The organism is Sphingobacterium sp. R2 (assembly GCF_040760075.1).
Lineage (GTDB): Bacteria > Bacteroidota > Bacteroidia > Sphingobacteriales > Sphingobacteriaceae > Sphingobacterium.
This window is the reverse complement of record NZ_CP142884.1, coordinates 4046936-4065061: the sequence shown is the minus strand read 5'-3', so window position 1 is coordinate 4065061 and position 18126 is coordinate 4046936. Positions and strand designations below refer to the sequence as shown.

Annotated in this window: 20 protein-coding genes; 5 read left to right on the top strand and 15 right to left on the bottom strand. The window is 36.8% G+C overall.

Annotation, left to right across the window (positions count from 1 at the left end; genetic code table 11):
- Positions 1-12: 12 nt before the first annotated feature.
- On the bottom strand, positions 13-519 hold the full coding sequence (locus VXM68_RS16910) for an RNA polymerase sigma factor (RefSeq protein ID WP_294188114.1): 507 nt from the start codon (positions 517-519) through the stop codon (positions 13-15).
- A 345-nt stretch (positions 520-864) separates the two neighbouring features.
- Here VXM68_RS16910 and VXM68_RS16905 point away from each other — a divergent pair, with 345 nt between their 5' ends.
- Together VXM68_RS16905 and VXM68_RS16900 are read left to right on the top strand one after the other, a co-directional pair.
- Entirely contained in the window at positions 865-1596 is a 732-nt protein-coding gene (locus tag VXM68_RS16905) for a hypothetical protein (protein WP_367209461.1), read from the top strand.
- Between the two features lie 10 nt (positions 1597-1606).
- Positions 1607-2263, top strand: a complete 657-nt coding sequence (locus VXM68_RS16900) for a response regulator transcription factor (protein WP_294188110.1) — start codon at positions 1607-1609, stop codon at positions 2261-2263.
- A gap of 142 nt (positions 2264-2405) precedes the next feature.
- Here VXM68_RS16900 and VXM68_RS16895 read toward each other — a convergent pair whose 3' ends face one another.
- The 7 genes from VXM68_RS16895 to VXM68_RS16865 all read right to left on the bottom strand — a co-directional run bounded on the left by VXM68_RS16895 (position 2406) and on the right by VXM68_RS16865 (position 8914).
- Positions 2406-2630: a hypothetical protein gene (locus VXM68_RS16895; protein ID WP_367209460.1), complete on the bottom strand. Its 225-nt coding sequence runs from the start codon at positions 2628-2630 to the stop codon at positions 2406-2408.
- Between the two features lie 113 nt (positions 2631-2743).
- On the bottom strand, positions 2744-4912 hold the full coding sequence (locus VXM68_RS16890) for an ATP-binding protein (RefSeq protein WP_367209459.1): 2169 nt from the start codon (positions 4910-4912) through the stop codon (positions 2744-2746).
- 151 nt (positions 4913-5063) lie between these two features.
- Positions 5064-5690: a hypothetical protein gene (locus VXM68_RS16885; RefSeq protein ID WP_367209458.1), complete on the bottom strand. Its 627-nt coding sequence runs from the start codon at positions 5688-5690 to the stop codon at positions 5064-5066.
- Between the two features lie 156 nt (positions 5691-5846).
- Complete coding sequence (locus VXM68_RS16880) at positions 5847-6602, bottom strand: Ku protein (protein ID WP_367209457.1); 756 nt, start codon at positions 6600-6602, stop codon at positions 5847-5849.
- Positions 6603-6726: 124 nt separating this feature from the next.
- Positions 6727-7710 carry a DNA topoisomerase IB gene (locus tag VXM68_RS16875; RefSeq protein ID WP_367209456.1) on the bottom strand — a complete coding sequence of 328 codons (984 nt, stop codon included), beginning with the start codon at positions 7708-7710 and terminating at the stop codon, positions 6727-6729.
- 372 nt (positions 7711-8082) lie between these two features.
- Positions 8083-8277 (bottom strand): hypothetical protein, encoded by a 195-nt coding sequence (locus VXM68_RS16870; protein ID WP_367209455.1) that lies wholly within the window; start codon positions 8275-8277, stop codon positions 8083-8085.
- A 133-nt stretch (positions 8278-8410) separates the two neighbouring features.
- Positions 8411-8914, bottom strand: a complete 504-nt coding sequence (locus VXM68_RS16865; protein WP_294188094.1) for an RNA polymerase sigma factor — start codon at positions 8912-8914, stop codon at positions 8411-8413.
- Positions 8915-9307: 393 nt separating this feature from the next.
- Here VXM68_RS16865 and VXM68_RS16860 point away from each other — a divergent pair, with 393 nt between their 5' ends.
- Positions 9308-9547: a hypothetical protein gene (locus tag VXM68_RS16860; protein WP_294188092.1), complete on the top strand. Its 240-nt coding sequence runs from the start codon at positions 9308-9310 to the stop codon at positions 9545-9547.
- A gap of 104 nt (positions 9548-9651) precedes the next feature.
- Here VXM68_RS16860 and VXM68_RS16855 read toward each other — a convergent pair whose 3' ends face one another.
- Positions 9652-9969 (bottom strand): hypothetical protein, encoded by a 318-nt coding sequence (locus VXM68_RS16855; protein WP_294350417.1) that lies wholly within the window; start codon positions 9967-9969, stop codon positions 9652-9654.
- Between the two features lie 154 nt (positions 9970-10123).
- On the opposite strand from VXM68_RS16855, the gene VXM68_RS16850 reads away from it, so the two are divergent.
- Both VXM68_RS16850 and VXM68_RS16845 read left to right on the top strand, forming a co-directional pair.
- Positions 10124-10702, top strand: a complete 579-nt coding sequence (locus VXM68_RS16850; protein WP_294350412.1) for a hypothetical protein — start codon at positions 10124-10126, stop codon at positions 10700-10702.
- 179 nt (positions 10703-10881) lie between these two features.
- Positions 10882-11151 carry a hypothetical protein gene (locus tag VXM68_RS16845; protein WP_294188083.1) on the top strand — a complete coding sequence of 90 codons (270 nt, stop codon included), beginning with the start codon at positions 10882-10884 and terminating at the stop codon, positions 11149-11151.
- Between the two features lie 121 nt (positions 11152-11272).
- On the opposite strand, the gene VXM68_RS16840 is transcribed toward VXM68_RS16845, so the two are convergent.
- The 6 genes from VXM68_RS16840 to VXM68_RS16815 all read right to left on the bottom strand — a co-directional run bounded on the left by VXM68_RS16840 (position 11273) and on the right by VXM68_RS16815 (position 18118).
- Positions 11273-13084 (bottom strand): glycoside hydrolase family 15 protein, encoded by a 1812-nt coding sequence (locus VXM68_RS16840; RefSeq protein WP_367209454.1) that lies wholly within the window; start codon positions 13082-13084, stop codon positions 11273-11275.
- A complete protein-coding gene (locus VXM68_RS16835; protein ID WP_367209453.1) occupies positions 13084-15267 on the bottom strand; it encodes a bifunctional alpha,alpha-trehalose-phosphate synthase (UDP-forming)/trehalose-phosphatase in 2184 nt (727 codons plus the stop codon). The genes VXM68_RS16840 and VXM68_RS16835 overlap by 1 nt, the downstream gene beginning before the upstream one ends.
- Positions 15268-15525: 258 nt before the next feature.
- A complete protein-coding gene (locus VXM68_RS16830; RefSeq protein ID WP_367209452.1) occupies positions 15526-16164 on the bottom strand; it encodes a hypothetical protein in 639 nt (212 codons plus the stop codon).
- Complete coding sequence (locus VXM68_RS16825) at positions 16165-16671, bottom strand: S-ribosylhomocysteine lyase (protein WP_294188074.1); 507 nt, start codon at positions 16669-16671, stop codon at positions 16165-16167.
- A gap of 109 nt (positions 16672-16780) precedes the next feature.
- On the bottom strand, positions 16781-17071 hold the full coding sequence (locus VXM68_RS16820) for an antibiotic biosynthesis monooxygenase (RefSeq protein ID WP_294350403.1): 291 nt from the start codon (positions 17069-17071) through the stop codon (positions 16781-16783).
- 147 nt (positions 17072-17218) lie between these two features.
- A complete protein-coding gene (locus VXM68_RS16815; RefSeq protein WP_294350400.1) occupies positions 17219-18118 on the bottom strand; it encodes a LysR family transcriptional regulator in 900 nt (299 codons plus the stop codon).
- Positions 18119-18126: the final 8 nt, after the last annotated feature.

The following is an 18126-nucleotide window of genomic DNA, read 5'->3' as shown; positions in this document are numbered from 1 at the left end:
GGATCGATTATGCTAATCAACGCTCTTTGAATAAATCTTGAGCTGCTTTTGCAATGACTTTCTAGCCATATGTATCCGTGTCTTGACTGTACCCTCAGGAATCTGAAGATGCTCAGCGATCTCATAATACTTAAATCCTTCTAAGAACATTACAAAAACATTGTAATAGTCTTTCGATAGACTGTTTAATGCCTGTTGAATATCCGATGCCACAAAATTACTCTCTCCACGATTTGTTGCCATGTCGTTTCGATAGCCAGTGCTGATATATTCACTTCTATAATTCTCCAGTCGTTTATTACGTGTATATTGATTGATATACGTATTTTTCATAATGATATAGAGCCATGACATCAACTTAGGATGCTTCAGAAACTTTTCGATAGATGCTAGTGACCTAACCATGGTTTCCTGCACCAAGTCCTCCCGCTCATCTGGATCATTTGTAAATTGCGCTGCCAAATATTTTAATGTAGGTCTTTTTTCCTTAAAGAGTTGATCGATTGTTGTATTTTCCATTTTATCAAATTTTAAGTGTCTATCTTGTTGCATTTACTGCAATTAGGATGCTAGAAAATAGTACTAAAAATAGTGGCTGTACTGATTTTTAAGTCATGGTTATGGTATGTTTTATCTTTAAACAATTGTAAATCAAATTTTTAAATTGTGATTTTGTGTCGCCAACGTATTTTAATTTGTCTATTTTGCTTAAACAATAAGTGTTTTCCTGTTTAATTTCCCCTTTTTATCTACTGCTTACACGTATTTATACGTAGTGTATTAATTTGTACATTTTATTTAAAGAAATAGATATTAATTTTTAAAACTGTTGCCCTATTTGGATGGTTATAGGTACAACATGACGTGGAAAGCAATATGGGGAACGACAACAAAAAAATATATTTTGACATATCGGAAGGAGCGAAAGAACAGTATGAAAGATTTGAAGATCATTCGGAATTGAAGCAGGCATGGGATGGTAGTCAGGAGGACTTCTATAAATTGATTATCAAAAACCAACAGGATGATCTTGGAAAAATAGGACGGTATTTCCGAGATGAATTGGCTCAGGAGCTTTATGGAATGCGTATATCACTTCAAAATTTTACAAATCGCTATGGTGATTTCGAAGAGTTACGTAGTTTACGCGATTCACTTGGGACGTTGGTTATAGAAATTCGCAATAAAGCAATTTTACTTTATAATCCGATTTTAAATGACTTAGGAATTTTTCATGCAGTAGATGAGTTGGTAGGGAGTTATAAGAATCAATCTGGTTTTACAATTGATACGTTACTTGATCCACATTTGAGCGAGTTGGACCGCGAGACACAAGTCCATCTATTTAAATTCATAACGGCGTTATTTCAATATTTAAATGATGAGGTAACTGCTAAGGCTATTGCGATATCAATACAGGTGATTGAATTTGAGATCTTAATCAAAATTTCTCCCTTTTTTAGACAGGGAGATGCATTCTCAAAAAAACCGGCTGTAAGTAATCCTATGCGTTTAACAAAGATTGCTGAACTTTACAATGCACGCATTATGAATGATACGCTGACGACCGGTATTATAATTAAATTGACTATTTAAACAGATAATAATGATAAAAATCCTATTGGTTGAAGACCACATGGTTGTTCGTAACGGAATAAAATTACTATTGGAATCGCAAGATGGGTTTGAAGTTGTTGGGGAGGCTTCTAATGGAAAACAGGCGCTCCAATTCTTAGCTTCAAATCCTGTCCCGGACATTGTATTGACCGATATCAGTATGGATGAAATGGACGGGATGGAACTACTGCAGATGATAAAAAACCAGTATGAAACGGTTAAAGTGGTTATATTATCCATGCTTAACCAGATCAATTATGTTATTGAAGCTTTCGAATCTGGACTTTCGGGCTATTTGGTTAAAAATGTTGGCTATAGCGAATTACTATTTGGATTAAATCATATCGCGGCTGGTGGTCGGTATCTAAGTGAAGAAATCGCCATGATATTGTTGGATCAAGTCAGCTCCGGACAAAGTTATACACAGCTGCGAGGAGAGATGTATGAAGATTTCGACATCTCGGATCGAGAGCTTGAAGTATTAAAACTGATAGCTGAAGGGTATACCAATGTTGAAATTGCAGACAAGATTTTTTTAAGCAAGCGTACAGTTGAGGGCCATAGGCAAAACTTAATTGACAAAGCTGGAGTAAAAAATACCGCGCATTTGGTTAAATTTGCTTTCGAGCGAGGTATTTTAAATTAATAGTTTCATCAATCCATCGCTGTATTGATGACTGGTCATATCCAATACAGATTGACGTAATGGTCAATCTGTATTTTTGGGTTAGTTGGTTTTTTAACATGTTGAGCACGGTATGGATTTTTCTCATCCTCATCTCTATATTTTAGTTTTCGTCCGTTGGATTTTGATGTTTATAATTGATGTTTTCCTCTTCTTCGGGATCTATCTCGTCTAAGTCTGGTTCAGGATGTTCGCTAGGATCAGTGTCATTTGGATCCGGCGCTGTTCGTTTCCCAAGTAATCCTTTCCCGTACCATATGTTACTAAAATAGTAGGCAATAATAATACCTCGTTTTACTACTGCACTTTGTGATAATATTTCTTCCATTTCGATTTTTGCTTAGTTGATTGCATCCCACACTAAGGGACGCTATTCTATTTATAAATAAACAATGTCTGTTGGAAAATAGTTTGACAGATTTCAGTATTCAAGATTAGGGATCAATCGATCAACATTTGTTCAGGGAATGGTTCAACAATAGGGAAATACAGGTGGACAGTAGTCCCTTGCCCGACTTCAGATTCAATTTTAATTGTTCCGCCTAACCGTTCCATTATTCTTTTGACGAGTGAAAGACCAATGCCCGTACCAGGTATTGAACCTACATTATTGGCTCTGGTGAACATTTCGTAAATATGTGGCAATTGTTCACTTGGAATTCCAATACCGTTATCCTGAATTCGATAATGCGTATGGTCATTTTGATGGGAACTATCAATTGTTACTACTGGCGTATCAGATTGTGTTGAATATTTTATTGCATTAATAATCAAGTTTGAAAAAATTTGATATGCTGCACTTTTTTCGCCCCAGATCGGTAATAGCTTGCCAAAACACGGCTGGCAATTATTAACATCGTACAGCATACTATTTTCTTGAAATATGCGCTGTATTATGTATGCCATCGGAATTGGTTCTTTGTCCAAAATGCTAGCGCGATGTTGGCTTATTTGAACCATATTATTAATGATATCTTCTATATTTGTAACACTACGGCTGAAATTCTGATACCATCTGTTGATTTTTGTTAAGTCAATGTTGTCCGGGTGTTGTTGTAGGAATTGTATTCCCATTTTTAAGATGGACAATGGATTCTTTAAATCGTGCGATAAGGTATGGGTAAACATTTCCAACTCGTTATTCAAACTGAGAAGCTCTTCATTCAGTAATTGGCGTTCTTTTAATTTGGCAAAAATAGATTCTTTGATGATTTGGTTTAGGCGAAGAACGAAATTGATTTCAGCATCATTCCAGGGTTTGGCGACATCGTAACGTATGTCCTCCCAAATTTTGAGTCTTTTGTTTTCAGATTTTGTATTTTCCAACATCATCTGCATCACCTGACTACGGTTTTCTATTCTAAACCAAACGATATAATAGTCATTTTCCAAACCGACTTTTAAATACATTAAACCTGCAAATTCAAGTTTATCGCTAAACTTATCCTGATGATTCAGGCGAAAATTGTAATCTTTAAAGAATTCTTTATCGGTATGATTTTGGAGAAACTGTATAATTTTGTAAAATTGGGCTTTATGGGGGGAATGCCCATAGTTAAAAAGATCACCCTGGTTGAATATTGTCAAACCATCTGCATGTACCAGTTGGGTTAAAATATCCATATGCTGAATGAGAGCACAATTTACCATCTTATTTTCAGCTAAGCTTCTTTTCAGCTCTTCTTCAGCATTTTTAAGAAGTTCCGTTCTTTCCAAAAGATTCTGTTTGATATAGCTTTCATATTTGCTGGCTGCTGCCTGGATGGCGAATGTACACAGTTTTCGCTGTTGCAGATCAACTAAACATTTTTCTTTGTTCTGTGCAACTACAAGTCCCCAAAAGTCTTCATCGATACAAATGCGAAAAAACAAGGCGCTTTGCACACCTATTTTTTTTAAAAAGAGACGATGAGGTTCTGGTAATGGAGCTAACAAACTCGATAGAGAATCAATACCATCGTCCGTAGAATAAAATTCTTGCCCCTCGATTTCAATTTGTGGGGCATATCGATATGAATAGCTTCTATAGTATTCCAAAGCTTTTTCGGGCATAAAATCTTTAGAGAACTCCTTTCCTTTGAAATGAGATTTTCCATTCGCAGTATGCTCGGCAACCACTGTGCTATAGCCTGTTTCCTGGATGTGTAGAACAAAAACTCGATCATAATTCAATAATTTGCTCACTGCAGCACAAACACGATCCCAATTGTTGGGGTGAATACTATCAAGCAGAAAATTAAGTTCATTAATTTTTTTGGCAGCGATGTTTTTTTTGTGCTGTCTTTCCCATTCTAAATAAATGAATGGATCATGTTTTCGCAATTTTACATAGATACGTTCTTTATTTACTTTAATGGTTAAAATATGGCTGGATTGTTGGCTATCAATAAAATCAGTCACTGCATTTTTGACCTTGATGCATGACTCGCCAAATAGCTTGCTTACACTATGAAAAAAATTCGTCCCTAGAAACTTTTCTTTTGAAATATCCACATGTAAAGCAGATTCTGATATCCCGACAACCATAAAATCCCGGTTTAGAACCACTAGACTTCCAAAAGATTGAAGCTTATTGACTAATTGGCTGTTAGATTGATAAGTATAATTCATGCTGCACCAAGATTCCTTATGATATAGCTAAATATACGTATAAATTACTTTAATACAGCTAAAAATTACGATGGTAAGTTCATTAAAAAATAGTTTTGAAATGCTCCACCGCAATACAAGAAAGCGTAGCAATTCTTTTTGGGAAAATTAACTAAAGTTGCACATCAAACTTTTTTGCTACAACGTTAGCCATACCTTTAATTAGTGATTTCCACTGTGGATAGGAGGCACCCAATTTAGCAGCTAAACCGACGAAATAATTTCGAATGTTATCACTTACGTTATCGTTGTCTACGTTGATGATCTCATTTCTACCAGCATATTGAAACAGCAAGCTGTTTCTACGTTGCTCGATCAGAAAAGTAGATGATGAAATTCCTTCAAAAAAGTGCGCTGTATTTTTATCGTCTGGATGACTTGGATCGGGGCAGGGTTTCAGTGTGATTGCAAATATCTGATAATCCGCAGTTTTCTCGGACATAATATGAACTACATTTATCCAGTCGTAACCACCGCTAGATGGAAGTCCGGGCCCAGGAATGTCCAGTCTGATGTAATCATGCAATTCCAAGGAGCGTTCGATGGGCATACCGTAACCCGAAGTAAGTTGAAATACTGTAGCCGGAGGCGCTGAAAACTCATACCACTGATTTACATTCTTTAGATTATCTACCGCTAAATCAAAAGCCATATTAGCAATAGCCTCACTTGGAAACTCCAGCGACTCAAAGCAATCTAAACGTTTGCCATCTTTCTGTTGTGGAATGATATTTTTCATATTTCCTCCTTTTCTTTCAATAATTAAATATTCGTGTTATTGTAATCTTTTCGATATTATACTATCAATTGAACTTACAACGCTATTGTATTCGCAATAAAGTATCCTATACGTGATCTCCCTTTACTGATTGTGGCTTTATGCTATATCCTTCGATTAACCTAAACTAGCTTTAAGTTTTGCAAGCAAATTATCCGCATTAGTATGATTAACTTTCATCTTTCGAATGGTTGGTCGTTTACCCTTATCTTTTTGTTTAATTATTTTTAAAAGGTCGTCCATATATTCATTTTTATAGCTACTAATATCAAAAGATTTGCTATGTTGTTCAATCAATTGTGTTGCCATATCCATTTCTGCTTTTTGAATTTTTACTTTATTCGGTAGTTTTAGTTCATCGAGCGCTCTGATCTCTTGTTGATAACGGATTTTATTCAATACTAATGCGTTTTTATAAGGCTTTATGATTGCTAGGTGTTCAACGTTTCGCATAACGAAAGATCCTAAACCGGCCATTTTTGTTTTTTGGAGCGCTTTTATCAAGAGTTGGTAAGCCTTTTCACCACCTTTTTGCGGTTCTAAATAATAGGGTGTCTCAAAATATACACTATCAATATCCGCTACCTTTATAAACGCATGCAAATTGATCAATTTTGTTTTTTCTGGACTTGCATCTTCGAAATCTGCATCTTCCAAAATAACATAATGGTCTTTTATAAAATACCCTTTGACAATATTGTCCCATTTCACCTCTTTGCCAGTGTTTTCGTTTACGCGCTTAAATTTGATATTGGCTAAATCTTTCCTATCGAGCATATCTAAATCTAAGGAGGCACTTTCAGTTGCACTGTATAATTTTATTGGGATATTGACCAAACCAAAACCAATAGCTCCAGTCCAAATTGCACGCATAAATTAATGTTTTTAGTGTTATGAGCTGAACCTTGATGCGCATGAAATGGTTTGAAATTTTATGAAATAGCTTTCTCAGATCAACTGTTTAGAAATACGATCACATTATAAATACGATCAGAGTTTATGCGCCTGCTACAATACGAGCTTCACTATTTTTCCGCAGAAAACGGGATAGTTTATCTTCCAGCTTCGCTAAGGGTAATTTATTTTTAATCGTTGGGAACTGTCCCTCCATAAATACCCGCTGTATTGCTGGATGCACATAATATTTCTGTGACACAGTCTTGGTATTACCAAGTTGTTCAGCAACATTTTTAATGACGTTATTGAGCTGTCTTTTTCGCGCATTGATAGCCTCCGCCGGTTTGATTTGCGCAAGCTGATAAAACGCTTCTCGGCTAGCCCCCCAAATGCGAATACTTTTGCAGCTGATCTGCCCTTTCGAATTTTCGCGCAGATAGTGATTAAAAGCGGAACCACAGAAGCTGCTTTCGCAATCTGCGCTATCAATCTGAAATATCCTTTTCCCTTTCATTTTTAGCAGTTCCGTCAATAGCTTTGCCTGTTGCCTATTTGACCATGATTTTTGTTGGAAAACTCCCTTTTTTCCTTTGTATGCTAATGATATTGTATTATTTGCGATAGTAACGTGTCTTTTTTCCAGCGTACTCAGGCCGTAAGATTTATTGGTGATGGTGTAGCGTTTGTTGCCGATACGTATGAGTGTACTATCCATTATTTTAAAAGCAATTGCACACAGTCTATTCATGTCCCATTGCTCTCGTTTAAGATGTTTTGTACTGATTTTTCTCAACTCCTGCAAGTATTTCCCCATAAAGCGGATGTTGCTAAACTTTGCTGCTTGCCTTTCGTCAACAAATTTCGAATGATAAATATATTGTTTACGCTCTTTTTGGTCATACCCAAACGCTTGTAAGTCGCTTTTGGCACTTTTGGCAATCCACACATCCTTCCAATTGGGTGGAATTACTAACTTCATAATTCTATCTAAAATCTTTTGATCCAAAACTTCTGTTCCGGACATATCGAAATATTTAAAAGACTTGCCTATTTTCTTTCTGGTATATCCAGCCTTTATTTTCATATTACTCTTCAAAGTCGACGTGATACAATGTTTAAAATAACTCAGCACTGTTTGCAAGCATCTTGATATAACCTTGCGCTTCTAAAGGATATTGAGAGGGTAGATTCGCAATGCTGTCTATATTAACCCCTATACGATCGATTGTTCGATTAATGTTATTAATAGTGTTGTCTTCCATTTAATTTCCTTGGTGAGTGAGTTGTTTTTTTTTGCTTAGAAGAACAAAATAAATAGCGGTTCTGTTTTATAAAAGCAACCATATTATTCTAACACAATAGCGCTGGTTTAAACGCCGGTATATCGCGCCTTGTCAATCCTAGAAGAATTCTATTAAAAAGGCCGCTTTAAAGCAGCCTTTTTAATAGAATTCTTCTACTTATTTCCTCGATTAGCATAGAAGGTCTTTTTGCTTTGCTCATTATCCGCTTTGATCGGTTTGTTGATCGATCCATTCAAATTTTGTCCCTGTTCAACGGTTTTGACAGTTCCTTTTCCAATAGGACCACCGCAAATAATAAGCATAATGACCGTATTTTGCTGATTTGTGTTTTTAACTCGTGATTTCATACCTTTTATATGTGTTAATTTGCGAATCATAATAGCTATACAATAATCTTATTAATTAGCTAAAATATCTTTTCCGAACCTATTAATAAGATAACCTTAGCATCTTTAAATTGTTTACGTTTAATGTTGGACCTTACGCCACCTTCTTATAGACTTTGAGTTGCTTTTGCAGCTTCTTCCTCGTCATGTGTATTCTCGTTTTGATAGTACCTTCGGGAATGCCAAAATAGGACGCTATTTCATGATATTTATACCCTTCAAGGAACATCTGGAATACCTGGTAGTTCTCTTCTGATAAACTGCACATGGCTTTTTGAATGTCATCCGCAATAAATTTATTCTCGCTTTTATTGGCTTCTGCCGCATTGCTGCTTTCCAAACCGATATACGTGTCGTGGATATCGGTAATGCGTTTAGCCTTGCGATATTGGTTGATATATACATTTTTCATGATAACATATAGCCAAGACATTAATTTAGGATGGCGGATAAAATCATCAATCGATTTTAGTGCACGGATAAGTGTTTCTTGAATTAAATCCTCTTTTTCATCTGGATCATTCGTGAATTTACCAGCAAAATGTTTCAAAAGGCTTCTCTTTTCTTCGACTAATAAATTTAAATTGTAGTTGCTCATAGTACCATTTGTTATATTGATGGATGTTTTATTTGCTGGATCAAGTACAATTAGAGTGCTAATTTTTCCATATTAAGCCGTTTTGGAACATTGCCAAACAGCTACATGGGAAAAATACGTGTGACCAGAGTAATTGTTTTTGTATCGGAAAAACTACAATACAGCACCATGGAGCCGATCTAAATGATCAATCAGCATCAATTGACATAATTTTGAAAGGGTATTTGTTCCCTGAAGAAATGTCTAAATTACGGGGCACCACGTTTTTAATTAAATGTGATGAACGTCTATTTTAATCCACAGGTATCTAAAAGCCTTTTTTGTCTTTTTGTTAAACTAATTAGTTTTGGCTGTGGTTCTTAGATAAATATTTAATATAAAAACAATTAGACTATGAAGAAGACTAGAAAATTTGCGTTAGTTGCATTGACATTAATGACGGGGGGCGTAATGTTATTCTCCTGTCAAAATTCCGATAAGAATACATCCGAGGGAGCAGGACAATCGGACAACATTGCGCCGAGTGACGCAGACGAGACGCGGTATAATTTAAGCGAGCAGCAAAAGATGAGCATGCAGAAAGATACCAGTCTAGCAGATACACTAAGAAAAGATAGTATTAGCGGTAAGTAGCATTGTCGATAACAATAATTGGGCTTTTAAAGGGTAATCCCTAATGATTTGTTAAAGCGTTTGTCTAAAAAAAACTCCCTCAACTGAGGAAGTTTTTTTTGTTTTTAAATTGATTTCAAATCGTCATCATCTTGTTCCGAACGATCTGGTCCTGCTCCGTCAATGTCTTCTTCTGTCTGGATTTTTTCCTTATTGTTGCGATCACGTTGTTCTTCCTCACTTGGATCAGGTCCATCGCCATTTTCTGGATAATACAGATCTGGAGTTACATCTTCAAGATCGGGTACTTTAGGGGGCGTATACGTACGGCCACCGTCGTTTGTTGATGGATCGTTGTCTAAGGGGTCTATTCCGTTTAGCAATAGCGCATTGTTGTTGAGATACTGTGAATACGTATCATTAAATCGAATCGTTGCATTCATAATTTTTTAAAAGAGAACACTATTCAACTCTTATTGGTTGACTCTTTTTTAGGAAATATATCCCGTAAAGTTTAAAAACTAATTCAAAACTTTTCATTTGTCGATCTTGTTATTATTCCAATTAAAGTCATTTTCAAATTATAATAGAGATACGATGAGAAAATTTACACTACTTTTATTAATAACAACGGGTATTGGTTATCAAGCGAAAGCGCAAAAAATTGAGACAATTCCTCAGATGTCTTCAGAGGTCGGTATTGAACCGATACGTCAGGGAAACTGGATGGTCGGCGGATCGATCGGCAATTTAGGATATAGTTTCGAAGGAAAATCATTTAATATAGCACTTCAACCGAGGGCAGGCTATTTTGTGTCCGATGGTTTAGCCATTGGCGCGCAGGCTAATCTTGGCTTGACTACTATTAAGGATGCGGATAATGATTGGACGTACGGGATTGCACCGTTTGTGCGATATTATTTTCCAAATGCTGGATCAACGACAGGAAGATTTTTTGGGCAGGGTGATATTGGTATTTCGGGAAGTTCTAAGGGTAACGATGTTGCTCTTGCGGTAGGGGCAAATGTTGGTTATGCTCATTTTATAACTCGAACAGTTGCATTGGAAACGACTTTTGGATATAATTATAGTAAAGCCAATATCAATACAGGTAGTGGTGCAAGCGGATTAGGCTTCAGTGTAGGTTTTCAAATCTATTTACCAGGCAAGCGCTAAACAGCGAAATTAATTACCACCTTAAACAAAGCATGTTTCCAAAATAAATTGGAAACATGCTTTTTTTGTGAACGTATTATTACGTACGCCATGGTATGAAAGACTCTTTTTTTTTAAATGCATTCTATTCAGAAAACAATTGAAGCGCAGTGGATGTTTCATCAAAAAGAAGCGGAACGATGACAGCAACAAAAAATATTGGATTGGTACTTAAAGATAGAATGGGTAAATGGTCTTCTTATAATATTCCATTACTTAAAGAGTGCCATCTTAACAACAAGTTAGTAAAAAGCAATGAGTTTGAAGGGATTTTTATTGTAGGAAGTTTGGCAACAGGACTTTATATTTTTTCATTGTACAAAAATCGGTTTATCGATTTGATGGGTAAACAAATTGATACGGAGGATATTTGTGAACATTTTAATCAATATAAGCAGGCATTCATTTAAGTAGCTACTTCATCGAAACAAGCATAATTAAGAAACGTTCATTTGTCATCCATACGATAGAAGGGAAATATACGGATATGCAGTATGTGCGATCAACTTTTATTGATCGCACATATTTGCTTTAGTTAAAAATTGGCTTATCTAACTTTATCGCTAAACGATAAACAGCATTCATCAATCCAACATGACTGTATGCTTGAGGGAAGTTACCCCACTGACTTCCATTTTCCTCTGTAACATCTTCACTGAATAAGCCGAGGTGATTACTGTAGGTAAGCAAACGCTCAAAAATTTCTTTTGCCTCATCGACCCTTCCAACACAGGCTAGCGCTTCGACATACCAAAATGCACAGACCAAAAAAGTCGATTTAGGTCTTCCAAAATCATCTTGATGTTTATATCGATAGAAAAGGCCATTTTCTCCCTTTAATTCTTTCTCAAGCATTTCGAGGTGATGTAGCGCCTTTTCCGATTTCGGATCTAAATAGTCCATTAGGATCAGCTGCAAGGTGCTTGCATCCAGGTTACTGCTATTTATTGCATTTTGATAGACTTTACGATCATCATCATAGCAAGCCTCAATATATGCTTCTGCCTTTTTTAGAAGAATAGTTGCGCGTTCCTCCATGTCTTGATAGCCGTTTTGGCGCGCAATGAGTAGTGCCGCTTTACATCCGACCCATTGAAATAAGTTAGAATAGCAATGGTGGTTTGCAAAATTTCTGAATTCCCAGATGCCTGCATCCTTTTCCTCAATTGTAGCCTCAATTTTTTCGAGGATGAAATTCACCCATCCCAAAACGTTTTTATTCTCATGAATTTTAAAGCGCTGATCTGTGAAGAGTGGTAGTAATGCAATCATTGCTTGACCATAAACATCATTTTGAATATGTTCGAAAGCTTGATTTCCAATTCTTACCGGACCACTTCCTTGATAGCCTTCCAAGTAAGGTAAGATATGTTCTGTAAGCTCTGTGGTGCCAAGAATACCGTACAGCGGTTGAAGTCTTCCGGGATTACGATGAGTGATGCCAGCAATGTAATTTGCGAAGCTTTCCATTTCTTCAAATTGACCAATATGTGTTAGAGCCGTCAGTACATAATAACTGTCGCGTACCCAGCAATAGCGATAGTCCCAGTTTCTTCCAGAACCTGGATATTCCGGTAAACTAGTTGTTGAGGCGGCGATAATTGCTCCCGTGTCCTCATATTGGTGAAGTTTGAGCACTAATGCTGATCGGATAACCTCTTTTTGGTAGATGTTAGGAATACTACAGCGTTTAATCCACCGTTGCCAATAACTAATTGTCTTTTGCAGAAAGTCTTCACACGTACTTTCAATGGCCGATTCAAAAGCCGAATCGTAAGTGAGTACAAGATATCTGTTCTCACTTATGATGGTCCAGCTGTCGTCCTGGAAGAAGTGAGAAATGGGCAAATCAGTAGTCAACCGAATTCGTTCTCCGATCTGGTCACTCGTATAGAGAATGTGATTGCTTCCGCGTGTTGGCTTGAGCATCACACGGCCATAATCTCCTGTCGGCTCACACTTGATGTTGACACTAGGAGCACCATAGAGCGGCTCTATTTTACGTATCAACATTAGTGGCTTAAAATACCGTCCAAATTGCTCGAACCGTGGTGCAAAATCTGTTATACGGTAACCATACGAATCGGTATGGATTTCTGTACAGAGTACATTGGAATTTTTAATGTAATACTGTTTTGTTTCTTTAATCGGCTCTTCAGAACTAATTCTAAACGTTCCGCCTTGATTTTTATCAATCATGCCGCCGAATATAAAGCTGTCCTCAAAAGACGGCCAGCACAGCCATGATATGTTTGTGTCGATGCCGACGTGTGCAATATAGGAACAGTTACCAATGATTCCTGATTGATAGGTATGTCTTTTTTCAGTAATGTTTTCGCTCATTATTTTATAATAAGTTGATCCAAAAATTGAAGAACATCTTCTTGTTCATCTAAATAATATTTTGCTGCAGATTTGTTACTGCCTACTTTGATACTTATGGTTGACTGAGGAAGATATCGGAATAAATCTTCATCGGTAATATCGTCACCAATTGCCAACATAAAATCGGGCTTTATATGGCCGGCGATTTCCAATGCAGCCTTACCTTTGTTAACTTCCGTATTTTTAACTTCTATCACAGCATTCCCATCCAACAGCTGTAATCCATATTCATTCAACATGGGATTAAATACCTCTTTAAGTTCAGTTGCTTTTAATTCTCCCAATCCGAGTTCGACTTTGCGATAATGCCACGCTAACGAATATGGCTTAACTTCCACGAAAGCACCAGGAGTTTGATCGGCTAATTTTTCCATCAGCTTTTTTACTTCGGGCATCCAATGTAGCGCTAATCCTTTTTTATATGACCAGCTGAAATTGGGGAAATTAGACCAAATGCCATGTTCTGCAACTAGATAGTAAGACCGGCCATCAAACCAGGATGATAAACTTTCCTGTGAACGGCCACTTATGATAACTAACGTATTTAGTGGATCTGAAATAATGTTGTCCAAAAGATTATAGAGTAGGGTGGTTGGCGTTGCCTTTTGGGCATGGTTCTGAAATTTGACCAGTGTGCCGTCATAATCCAGAAAGAAAAGTCTATTGCTGCTTTTGCTATAGCGCTCAGAAATACTGTTAAATACCTTATCCGAAATTCGTCTCGCCCATTCGTCACGCTGTATAGCCTTAGTTTCAGCTAGGCGATTGGTAAAGAGCTGGACCCAATGCTGAACATTAAATTTCTCAATAATTTGCATATTGGAATCGGCCCGTTCCTGAATCTCTTCAGGAGCCATAGTTAGCGCCTGATAAATACGATCTGCAGTTTCCATACGGTTAAATGGATTGATAATTAACGCATCAACGAGTTCTTTGGAAGCACCTGCAAATTCGCTTAATATTAATACACCTTTCGATAATGTTTTACTGGCGATGTATTCTTTACTGACCAAATTCATTCCATCCCGAGTGGAAGTAATCATACAAATATCTGATGCAACATATAATGCAACCAACTCTTCGAATGGAAGCGATTTGTAGAAATACAATACCGGTGTCCAGCTAAGGTTTCCATAAATAGAATTGATTTCACTTACTGTTCGATTAATCTCATCCTTCAATTTTTTGTATTGCGAAACCTTATCTCTAGATGGCACAATTAGCATGTACAAAACTACTTTGGTGTGCCATTCAGGATATTTTTGGAGGAAAGTCAGGTAAGCGCGTAGCCTTTCTAAAATTCCTTTACTATAGTCGAGCCGGTCGACTGAGATTATTATTTTTTGATCAGGAAAGTGACTTCTAAATTGGGTAGCTACAGCCTGAATTTTAGGTTGAGTACTGACTTCAACAAACTTTTGAAAGTCAATGCCCATGGGAAAAGATTCTATAAATATATGTCGATCTTTATATTTTAACTGATTATGTCCCGACGAAACGTGCAGAATTTTTTTGCAGGCATTTAGAAAGTTTTGGCTATCTGCAAAGGTATGAAATCCGATAAGATCTGCTCCAAGCAACCCTTCAACTAATTCTTTTCGCTGTGGGATGTTCATAAAAAGTTCCTCAGAGGGGAAGGGAATATGATGAAAATAGCCAACGTTGAGTTCTTGATTTTCTGAGCGTAACAATTGGGGCAGTAGCATAAGCTGATAGTCTTGAACCCAGATGAAATCGGAAGGCTCATCAATAGAGATAGCCGCTTCACAAAACTTTTTATTCACCGCCACATAGGTAGACCAATATTCTGGATCAAAATGGATGTAGCTTGGTTGGTAGTGGCAGATAGGCCAAAGCACCTCATTGGAATACCCTTCATAGAAATTGCGAATTTCGTCTTTTGATAAGAAGACAGGAAGTAAATTCATCGGTTTCAGAAGCTCAATAATTCTTTCCTGTTCCTCTTTATCTTTAGGCACAATTCCCGGCCATCCAACCCATAAGATCGCATCTGTTTCAAAGGCTGAATTTAAACCAGTTGCCAGTCCTCCTGCACTGGGTTTGATGATTAATTTTTCTTTTTTTCGTTCTATTTGTATCGGCAGTCTATTTGAAATTATTATTTTCTTCTTTTTTTTCATAAGAATATTAGATCGATTTATTTGTCGTGTAGAAGAGTTATATCGAATATAACGGTGGGTATTTAATCCATTGTTTTAACAACCTTGGCGGAAAATAGTTTGGATAAATTCAAATTACAAGGATCAATGGGTACGAACGCGAAGCCTATTTCGGCTTGTTTTAATATCTAACGAATAACTTTTGGAGCGTTTATGTTCAGAATATCAAAAAAAAGGCCTGTAATTTCTACAGGCCTTAATATGGTATACTTATTTGGATCACGTTAGGCTGGCTGAAGCTTTTTCTGCGTCCAGCTTTTTCATGAATTGATCGAGTATGTTACCTAGTCTACCTGAAATTTTTCCTAGAATACTTTCCCAATCCTTAACTGTACCGTCGCAGTTGTCTGAAACGATTTTGATACTATGAAAGGCAAGATTCTTCTGGAAACAGAAATTCGCTAGCGCATAAGATTCCATGTCAAAAGCCATAGGGTTTAAATGTTTAATATCCTGATAAAAAGATGAATTTACATGGATAAAACGATCTGATGTCAACAGCGCATCTTCGTAACGAAACTCATCAGCCGATATCGATTCCAATACTCCCTGCCCCTTAAAAAATAACGTGTTCTCTAGAAAAAATCCATCCGTATAAGCGTCTCCTTGCGCGTAATAGGACGGATAAAGAACATGTCCTATGGGATGCCGTGTACAGCCTACTGTACCAACATTGAGAATAATTGGATTAATTCCCAGTATTTTGATGTCTTCGTAAAGTCTGGCGACAGACAAGAGCGCATTTACTTTGCCAACACCAATTTCATAGATGTAAGTGGATTTACTTGGCGAAGGAAAAGATAGCTCGTTCTTATTTGCTACCAAGATTACCGTTTCAATATCTTTATTCAGGATCATTTAATTTTCTTCAATATAAGGGTATTCAAATTCCAATTTTCCAGCAGTGATTAAATTTAAGAAGTTAACACAAGCTTGTTTTGAGGAATCAAAATCCATGAATGTGTAATTTCCACAGCTAATAGGATTTTGGAAAGGAACTTCATATCCTGCTGTAAGAATTATTTCAAGCACCTCCTTCATTAATTCCGCCACGTGTTGAGGAGTTCGCTCTGTGCCGGCCAATACAACATAAAATCCTGTGCAGCATCCCATCGGGCCCACATAAATGACTTCATCACCCAAAATCGTTCTAATTTCCGTTGCGAAGCAGTGCTCGAGTGTATGCATTACTTCAGGAGACAACATACGCTCAGGTGAATTCGGCCTAATCATTCGAATGTCGTAAGTTGTATAATTTTCGACATTGCTGTTAGTGGTGTTAGAAGCTTTCGCGTAGATCCCTTGTTTTAATTTGGTATGATCTACTGTAAAACTATTTACTTTTGCTTTTTCTTTTGTGTACATCTTAATCTGTTCAGTGCTACAAAGCTTGTCGCCTTATAGGGGTTAAAAGTTAACTGTTAAAAATTTCTACAAAGATACTAGATTATTATAGAATAGGGCTAAAGAACGACTATTTTAACACTTCGTAATGTTCGACTGTTGGGAATGGATCGTAGTAGTGATGTAAAAGTTTTTCCCATTCCTTAAATAATGCAGACTCCCTGAAACCGATGGTATGGTCCTCTAAAGTTTCCCATTCCACCAACAGGATGTACTGATTATCCTTTTCGATGCATTTACGGAGAGAATGCGTGATGTATCCTTTACTTGCACTGATATACTGGCAAGCTGTTTTATAATCTCTCTCAAAATTGGATTGTTGCCCTTCAATAATTTGTAATATAGCTACTTCTAAAATCATAATTTCGTTTTGTATGTAAGTTTTAGTAATATATCAAACTTAGAGAATTTGTTTTTTATATGCAATACAGCAACAATCTTAATCCGGAAATTTATTCTATATTCAATTTAAAAAGGATTTAGGTCTGACCAATGTATCAAATGTATTTTATGCATTGTTGACTTGTAAATTCATAAGCTCGACGACTAAAGGAATTCCAGGATTACGATTTTGGGCGTTCCAAACTAATGAAAGCGTTGTTCGCTGTGGCAGAGCATCCAGTTCCAAAAACGAGACATTAACATGGTATCCATTTTTTAAGGACGACGGAACAATTGCAACACCGATCCCCTGAGCCACCATATTAAATATGGTCAATGCATTGACTGTACGAAGCGTTACTTTGGGAATAAACTTATGATCACTGAAAATACTCATGACCAGATCGTAATAGGAGTGACTATAGTTTTTGGAAAACAAGATAAATGATTCATCTTTTAAAGCATCCAGACTTGGCTGTGGAGATATCAAAAGTGGATGGTTATTGGGTAATACAAGACTGAAGTGCTCCGTATATATCGGTTGGCTACTTAGTCCAAGCGGAACTTCGGAAAGACGGACAAATCCCAAGTCCAATTCTCTTTTTTCCAGCAGATCCAGCTGCGTTTCATTCGCCAATTCGTGAAGAGATAGCTCAATGTCGGGCTGCTGTTTTTTCAGATTAATAAGTAATTCCGGAAGGATAGTCTGAACAGCCGATCCAATAAAACCGAGCTTTAGGGTGCTTATTTTTCCGTTGGCATAACTCTGAAGTTGAGTTTCAATTTGTGCTAAATGTCTAAATAACTCCTGCGCCTCTTTAAATAGATACATTCCGGCCTCTGTTAACATGACATTCCGCTTAGTGCGTTCAAAAAGTAATACTCCATAATATTCCTCTAACTGCTTAATTTGCCTGCTCAAACCCGGTTGTGCAATAAACAATCTTTCCGCTGCCCTTCGGAAATGCAATTCTTCGGCCAATACTTTGAAATATAATAAGTGTCTAAACTCTATTTGATAATTCATGGTTATCA

Excerpts from the sequence above, each read along its gene's own strand:
- VXM68_RS16910 (WP_294188114.1), bottom strand. The coding sequence starts at position 519 with ATGGAAAATACAACAATCGATCAACTCTTTAAGGAAAAAAGACCTACA.
- VXM68_RS16900 (WP_294188110.1), top strand. The coding sequence starts at position 1,607 with ATGATAAAAATCCTATTGGTTGAAGACCACATGGTTGTTCGTAACGGA.
- VXM68_RS16895 (WP_367209460.1), bottom strand. The coding sequence starts at position 2,630 with ATGGAAGAAATATTATCACAAAGTGCAGTAGTAAAACGAGGTATTATT.
- VXM68_RS16890 (WP_367209459.1), bottom strand. The coding sequence starts at position 4,912 with ATGAATTATACTTATCAATCTAACAGCCAATTAGTCAATAAGCTTCAA.
- VXM68_RS16885 (WP_367209458.1), bottom strand. The coding sequence starts at position 5,690 with ATGAAAAATATCATTCCACAACAGAAAGATGGCAAACGTTTAGATTGC.
- VXM68_RS16880 (WP_367209457.1), bottom strand. The coding sequence starts at position 6,602 with ATGCGTGCAATTTGGACTGGAGCTATTGGTTTTGGTTTGGTCAATATC.
- VXM68_RS16875 (WP_367209456.1), bottom strand. The coding sequence starts at position 7,710 with ATGAAAATAAAGGCTGGATATACCAGAAAGAAAATAGGCAAGTCTTTT.
- VXM68_RS16870 (WP_367209455.1), bottom strand. The coding sequence starts at position 8,277 with ATGAAATCACGAGTTAAAAACACAAATCAGCAAAATACGGTCATTATG.
- VXM68_RS16865 (WP_294188094.1), bottom strand. The coding sequence starts at position 8,914 with ATGAGCAACTACAATTTAAATTTATTAGTCGAAGAAAAGAGAAGCCTT.
- VXM68_RS16860 (WP_294188092.1), top strand. The coding sequence starts at position 9,308 with ATGAAGAAGACTAGAAAATTTGCGTTAGTTGCATTGACATTAATGACG.
- VXM68_RS16855 (WP_294350417.1), bottom strand. The coding sequence starts at position 9,969 with ATGAATGCAACGATTCGATTTAATGATACGTATTCACAGTATCTCAAC.
- VXM68_RS16850 (WP_294350412.1), top strand. The coding sequence starts at position 10,124 with ATGAGAAAATTTACACTACTTTTATTAATAACAACGGGTATTGGTTAT.
- VXM68_RS16845 (WP_294188083.1), top strand. The coding sequence starts at position 10,882 with ATGACAGCAACAAAAAATATTGGATTGGTACTTAAAGATAGAATGGGT.
- VXM68_RS16840 (WP_367209454.1), bottom strand. The coding sequence starts at position 13,084 with ATGAGCGAAAACATTACTGAAAAAAGACATACCTATCAATCAGGAATC.
- VXM68_RS16835 (WP_367209453.1), bottom strand. The coding sequence starts at position 15,267 with ATGAAAAAAAAGAAGAAAATAATAATTTCAAATAGACTGCCGATACAA.
- VXM68_RS16830 (WP_367209452.1), bottom strand. The coding sequence starts at position 16,164 with ATGATCCTGAATAAAGATATTGAAACGGTAATCTTGGTAGCAAATAAG.
- VXM68_RS16825 (WP_294188074.1), bottom strand. The coding sequence starts at position 16,671 with ATGTACACAAAAGAAAAAGCAAAAGTAAATAGTTTTACAGTAGATCAT.
- VXM68_RS16820 (WP_294350403.1), bottom strand. The coding sequence starts at position 17,071 with ATGATTTTAGAAGTAGCTATATTACAAATTATTGAAGGGCAACAATCC.
- VXM68_RS16815 (WP_294350400.1), bottom strand. The coding sequence starts at position 18,118 with ATGAATTATCAAATAGAGTTTAGACACTTATTATATTTCAAAGTATTG.